The following is a 6,000-nucleotide window of genomic DNA, read 5'->3' on the forward strand; positions in this document are numbered from 1 at the left end:
TCGGGGCGTACCAGGACGTCCCACCAACAGCGTCGAGGCGTCGTCCTGACGTACCGCGTAAAGCTGCTGAACAGTTCGACACCGTGATGTCACCATCGGTGCAGCAGACCCGTGCGTGCGCCCGACCGGGCCGGATCAGGGTCGGTGCGAGGGCCGTAGCCAACCCTCGATCCCTGGATCGGGTTCGGGGCGTTCCCGAGCCTGCGGCGGTCGCCCTACCCGTGGCTGAGTAGCGCACCGTGTGGTCACCGAGGGAGTTCGAAGAGCTCCAACTGGATGCCGTCCGGGTCACGCAGGTACAGGATCTTGGTGCCGGCGAGCTCACCAGCGTGGATTCCGTCACCGCTGGCCAATATCACCGGGTCAGCGTTGAGGTGGACGCCGCGCTCCCTCAGGTGGCGTACCGCCGCGTCCATGTCGTCGACCTCGAAGCAGAGATGCATCACCCCAACGTCGCAGTTGCGGCCCTCGAACGGCTTCGGCACCGGCCGGTCATACTGGATCAGTTCCAGCAGGACGTTGTCTCCGGCGAGCGAGAACACCGCTCGCATCGCGGGGTTCTCCACTTCCACCACGGCGCCGAGCGCAGCGTTGTCGGCCGAAATGGTCACGCCGTTAGCGGCGACCCCGAGAACATCTTCGTACCACCGCACCGACCGGTCGAGGTCGCTGACGGGCACGCCGATGTGGTTCATTCGCGTCACTTTGAGCATCCATCGATGCTCCTACACCGATACGTTCCGAGGGAGTCAGAGATCTTCCTCGTACTGCTGGTACCAGGACACGGGCAACCGGATGCGGGATCATCAAGAGGATGAACCACCTTGGTGCCGCGCTCCGCGCCTGGCGAGACCGACTGGAGCCGGCCACCGTCGGGCTGGTCCACCACGCACCGCGGCGGGTCGTCGGACTGCGCCGCGGTGAGCTGGCGATGCTGGCGGGCGTCTCGGCCGAGTACGTCGCGCAGCTCGAGCAGGGCCGAGCGAAGACCCCGTCGGCTCAGGTGTGTTCGGCGTTGGCTCGCGCGTTGCAGTTGAACGACGAGGAGCAGGCCCACCTGCTGCGTCTGGCTGGGCATACCGCCAACCCGGATCGCATTCCCAGGTTGATCCCGATCAGTGTGCGCCGGGTTACCGACCAGCTCAGCGCCAGCCCTCTGGCCGTGTACGACGCCGCCTGGCAGTTGCTGCACTGGAACCTCTTGTTCGCGGCGACCTGGGGTGACCCGTGCCGAGCCAGCGTTGAGGACCGGAACGCCATGATCACCCAGTTCGAACGGCGGAACGCCCGGGTCCGACAGACCGCGGCGGAACGGGTGTGGTTCGAGCAGTCCCTCGTCGCGGACCTGCGGACCACCACCGGCCGATACCCGGACGATCCCGATGTCGCATCGTTGATCGATCGGCTGAGCCGCACTGCGCGGTTCCGCGAACTGTGGGCGAGTCCGACCGTCGCGGCTCACGAAAGCGCGCACAAGACTGCTGTCCATCCGGAGGTTGGTGAGATCGCCCTGGACGCCAACATTCTTCCGACGCAGGACAGCGATCTGCGGGTCGTGGTGCTGACGGCGCGACCGGGCACTGACGCCCGAAGCAAACTGGACCTTTTGGCCACTATCGGTGTCCAGGAAATGGCTCTTCGCCCCGATCAACCTGGCACGCCGGGGCGTGCTCCGGCCGCGAACCCGTCCGCTGTGGCGGCCTGCGGCGAAAGCTGGCCACCGCGCCAGGGGGAGAGGGGCCACACCAGGAGTAGGTAATCCTTGCCGATGCGGGCGAGGCGTGTGCCTTGGCAGGATCGTCTCCGTTGTGCGGGGTCAGCCCCGCGAAACGGTGGCGGCCAGCGGGCCGCCGCTCACCGTAGAGAGGTAGCGCGATGGAGAACGGGCAGGTCACCGGCGCGGCAAACGAAGGTTTGAGGATCGACGAGACGGCACCGGTGATCAGTCGACACAGGGTCACGGTGCAGGCGTCGGCTGAGATCGTGTGGCGCGTTCTCACCGACATTGACGCGTGGACGACGTGGCTGCCGGAGCTTCCGTACGCGCGGGTGGAAACCCCGGGGCCGCTCGGGTCGGGATCGGTGTTCCGGTGGTCCGCGTCTGGGCTGGACATCGTCTCGACCATCGCCGAGGTACGGCCCTACGAGCGCCTGGTCTGGTCCGGACACGCCAACGGACCGGACGGCATCCTGGGCGTCCACGTCTGGAACCTGGCTCCTGGCGACCGCGGGCTGATCGTGTCCACCGAGGAGTCCTTCGCGGGCCCGCCAGTCGACGCCGATCCTGGCCCCATCCAGGCAGCTCTGGACGAGAGTCTGGTCACCTGGTTGCAAAGGCTCAAGGACACCGCCGAAGCGGACGCCGCCGGATAGCGACAACCCTTCATCGTGCGACGAACCCAGTGAGAGGAACAGCTTTGACCGTCTTCCCTCCAACTTGGCCGGGTATCAAGCGCATGCTGGCGGCCTCGCTCGCCATGACCACCATTCTGGGGGTCCTGGCCACGTCGGCGCACGCCTCCACTCAGAGCAGCGGCGCCAACTCCGGAGCACCACGTTGCGCGGGGGAGAGCGTCGACCCGAACGCCAAGATCCGCTACCGCACCGAAGCCGTCATCGACGCATCGCTCCGGACGGTCTGGAAGCTGCAGACCGATGTCGAGCGGTGGCCGTCCTGGCAACCGCCGGTCCTGACCAGCAGGCGTCTCGACTCCGGTCCGCTTCGCGCCGGCTCGTCGTTCCGGTGGACGACTCCGGTGCAGGAGACACACCTCAACCCCGCCACCACTCTCGTGGTCACCTCCACCGTCCACCAGCTTCAGCGGCAGAAGTGCGTGCGGTGGAGCGGTCCAGCGGTCGGCGAAGGACTGCGTATCGACGAGGGAGTCCACGTCTGGACCTTCACCGAGGTCGGGGGCCGGGTTCTCGTGCGTACCGAGGAAACCTGGCGCGGTCGCCAGGTCGAAGCGGACGTCGAATTCGCCACCGCCGCTCTCGGGGCAGGTCTCGAGGTGTGGCTACGAGACCTGAAGACCACGGCTGAACGAGACTGCGACCGGCACCGCCGCTGACAACGCTGAAAACCCCCGATGCCCCGCCACCGGCCCCCGGTGGCGGGGCCAGCCGTATCCGCTACAGCTGAAGCTCCCGGAGCTGGCGTCGCGACGTTATCTCCAGCTTTCGATAGATGTTGCGCAGGTGGGCATCGACCGTGCGAGGACTGACGAACAGCAGCGCGGCCACCTCCTTGGTGCCCGCCCCGGACGCGACCCTGCGAGCGACAAGCAGCTCCCGCTCCGTCAGTGCGTTGAGCGGGTCGGTCTCGTCCGCCCCCGGATGCTCACCGATGGCCGCCAGCTCCCGCGCGGCCCGGTCGGCGAAGGCCCGCGCGCCGACCGTCTTCAGCAACTCGTGCGCGGCACGCAGCTCCACCCGCGCCTCGGCACGACGGCCCACGCTGCGTAGCCACTCCCCATGCAGCAGGCGAGCCCGCGCGTAGTGCCCACGTACCCGGGTTTGGGCGAACCGGTCGATCGCGCCGACGTACAGCTCGTGAGCGCCCAGGCCCGGTTCGAGCAGCGCTCGCGCGAGCAGGTGCGCGCCGACCGCCCACGAGGTGGGGCTGGCGCGCGCGAGATCCTCAAGCCAGGCGGCTGAGACCTTGCCCTCCTCCGGCCGGCGGGCACGCACGGCGGCCTCGACGAGTTCACTGTGGAACGCGGAGACGACGTACGAACCATGCTGCTGCCGATCTCGCGCGACCAGCAACGCGTCGAGCGCGTCCTCGTAGCCGCCGAGCCCGTTGCGCAGCACGCCGGTCGCGTAGAAGACAGCGGTGAACTCCACACCGGCCCAGTCGCGCAACGCCTCCCGAACCTCGCGGAACCGTTCAGTGTCACCACGCCAGGCGGCGAGTGTCAGGTCCGAGCCGAGGAGATTGGTCGTGCCCGCCGCCTCGTCGACCGCGCGTGCCTCGATGATGCTGGCGGCCGCATCATCAATCCGGCCGACCATGACCCTGGCGGCCGCCTGAAAACGCAGCGCATGCGGCAGAATCGCATAGGCTCCCTGTGCCCGGGCAAGTTCGACCTGACGGTCGGTCAGCTGCTCCATCGCGACCTCGTCGCAGAGGTCGGCGCTCAGCACGCAGGCGCGCTCCATCCACCACGGATTCGCATCAAACCCCCGGGTCTGATCCTGAAACGCCTCGACCGCGCGGCGCATCGCGGGTGCCGCCTCGTCGACGGGCAGCAGGTTCTGGGCAAGCAGGGCGTCAAGTAGAAGGTCAACGGCGCGGGGCGGACGCCGTCGCGGTAACCGCTCCTGGATGCGTAGGGCGAGACGGCGCAGCCGGCCAGGCTCATCGATGCTGAACATCAGGGAGGCGAACGCCTCCAGGTAGGTTTCGCGGGCTCGGTCGGGATCGAGACCCTCGGCCGCGTCGGCAAGTGCAAGCGTCGCCGGGATACTGCGGGACACGTGGTAGTCGATCATCGCATCCAGGAGGCGCAGCTCAGCGCTGTCAGCCGTTCCAGGGCGGCCGCGCCGTGCCTGATTCACCAGTTCCCGCGCGGCTTCGGGCGCCCCGGACTGCAACCGCGCTCGAGCGGCCGACAACAACCGACCTGCCCGCCGCGAAGCGTCCGGCGTCAGCTGAGCGGAGCGTTCCAAGAACGCCGATGCCCCGGCGAAGCCCCCACGTTCGTGCGCGCGCACAGCCGACCGCTCCAACTCCGCCGCTATCGACTCGTCAGGAACGGCGACCGCTTTGGCTCGGTGCCACGTGCGACGGTCCGCATCCGTATCGACACTGGTCGCCTCGGCCAGCGCCGCGTGTACCTGCCGGCGTGTCCGGGCATCGGCCGACCGGTACACCGCGGAACGAGCCAATGGATGCCGGAAGTACAAGCGGGGACCGGCGACCACCAGGCCCTCCTCCACAACCGGAGTGAGATCGGCAGCGTCCAGCCCAAGAACCGTCATGGCGCGGCGTAGCAGCACGATGTCGCCCAAGGGTTCCGCCGCAGCGAGCACCGAAACCAACCGGGTCCGCGCCGGCAACCGCAGGATCCGACGGGTGAACTGCGCCTCCAACGCGCCTTGCACGCCACCGGTCACCACGTTCGGCAGACCCAACGGATCCGCGTCCCGAGCGAACTCCACCAGCGCGAGCGGATTGCTACCCGCCTCGGCGACAATCCGTTCCAGTACCGGGCCGTCAAGATTGGATAACGCTGACAATCGCAGCAGGTCAAGGGCTTCGCTGGCCGCAAGTCCGGCAACGGCGAGCCGAGGAAGACGATCGAGCTCCGGGACAGAAGCGACTTCCCGCGCGACGAACACCATTGCGACCCGATCGGCACCGACACGGCGCGCGACGAACGCCAGCGCCTGCCGCGACGCTTCATCACTCCACTGCGAGTCATCGAGCACGCAACACACCGCAACGTCCTGCGCCGCAGCGCCCAGAAGGCTCAGTACAGCCAGGCCGACCAGCATGGGACTCGGTGCGGCACCTGCGCCGAGCCCGAACACCGTCTCCAGTGCGAGCCGCTGAGGCGCCGGGAGCTCGCGGCGGTACTCCAGTACCGGAGCACAGAGGTGGTGCAGCGCCGCGTAGGGCAGCTCACTTTCGAACTCGACGCCGCTCGCGCGCAGCACCCGCCAGCCGTCGAGCGACTCGACCGCGGCCTGGACAAGAGTCGACTTGCCGATGCCCGCCTCGCCGACGATAAGCGTCGCACCTCCGCGCCCACCCGCCGCGGCCGCCGCGAGCGCGCCGAGCTCGCGCAACTCCGACTGCCGGGCGACGAATCGCATTCACACCCCATCCCGATGTCGTCCTCGTCGCAACCTTAACGCCGGCCACGCCGATCAATATTCGGCGCGGGCGGCATGACCTGCACACCACGCTGCGCGCCGCGCTCAACCTCGCCGTCCGCGAGGGGCTGATCGACGGCAACCCCGCCCGACACATCGAGGTCAGCGGCTACCAGCAAC

At 68.3% G+C, this 6,000-nt stretch carries 5 protein-coding genes; 3 read left to right on the forward strand and 2 right to left on the reverse strand.

The features are described from left to right. Positions 1-245 precede the first annotated feature (245 nt). Positions 246-695, reverse strand: coding sequence for a VOC family protein (locus tag AB0C22_RS30015; RefSeq protein ID WP_357538282.1), 450 nt, complete (start codon positions 693-695; stop codon positions 246-248). A 119-nt stretch (positions 696-814) separates the two neighbouring features. Here AB0C22_RS30015 and AB0C22_RS30020 point away from each other — a divergent pair, with 119 nt between their 5' ends. From AB0C22_RS30020 to AB0C22_RS30030, 3 genes are all read left to right on the forward strand, one after another. Continuing rightward, entirely contained in the window at positions 815-1,759 is a 945-nt protein-coding gene (locus AB0C22_RS30020) for a helix-turn-helix transcriptional regulator (protein WP_357538284.1), read from the forward strand. Between the two features lie 116 nt (positions 1,760-1,875). After that, positions 1,876-2,373, forward strand: a complete 498-nt coding sequence (locus tag AB0C22_RS30025) for an SRPBCC family protein (protein WP_357538286.1) — start codon at positions 1,876-1,878, stop codon at positions 2,371-2,373. A gap of 44 nt (positions 2,374-2,417) precedes the next feature. Continuing rightward, complete coding sequence (locus AB0C22_RS30030) at positions 2,418-3,071, forward strand: SRPBCC family protein (RefSeq protein WP_357538288.1); 654 nt, start codon at positions 2,418-2,420, stop codon at positions 3,069-3,071. 61 nt (positions 3,072-3,132) lie between these two features. On the opposite strand, the gene AB0C22_RS30035 is transcribed toward AB0C22_RS30030, so the two are convergent. Further along, on the reverse strand, positions 3,133-5,820 hold the full coding sequence (locus AB0C22_RS30035) for a LuxR family transcriptional regulator (RefSeq protein WP_219465235.1): 2,688 nt from the start codon (positions 5,818-5,820) through the stop codon (positions 3,133-3,135). Between the last annotated feature and the right edge of the window lie 180 nt (positions 5,821-6,000).

Origin of the sequence: Micromonospora sp. NPDC048894 (genome assembly GCF_040649765.1) — a bacterium.
Taxonomy (GTDB): domain Bacteria; phylum Actinomycetota; class Actinomycetes; order Mycobacteriales; family Micromonosporaceae; genus Micromonospora; species Micromonospora antibiotica.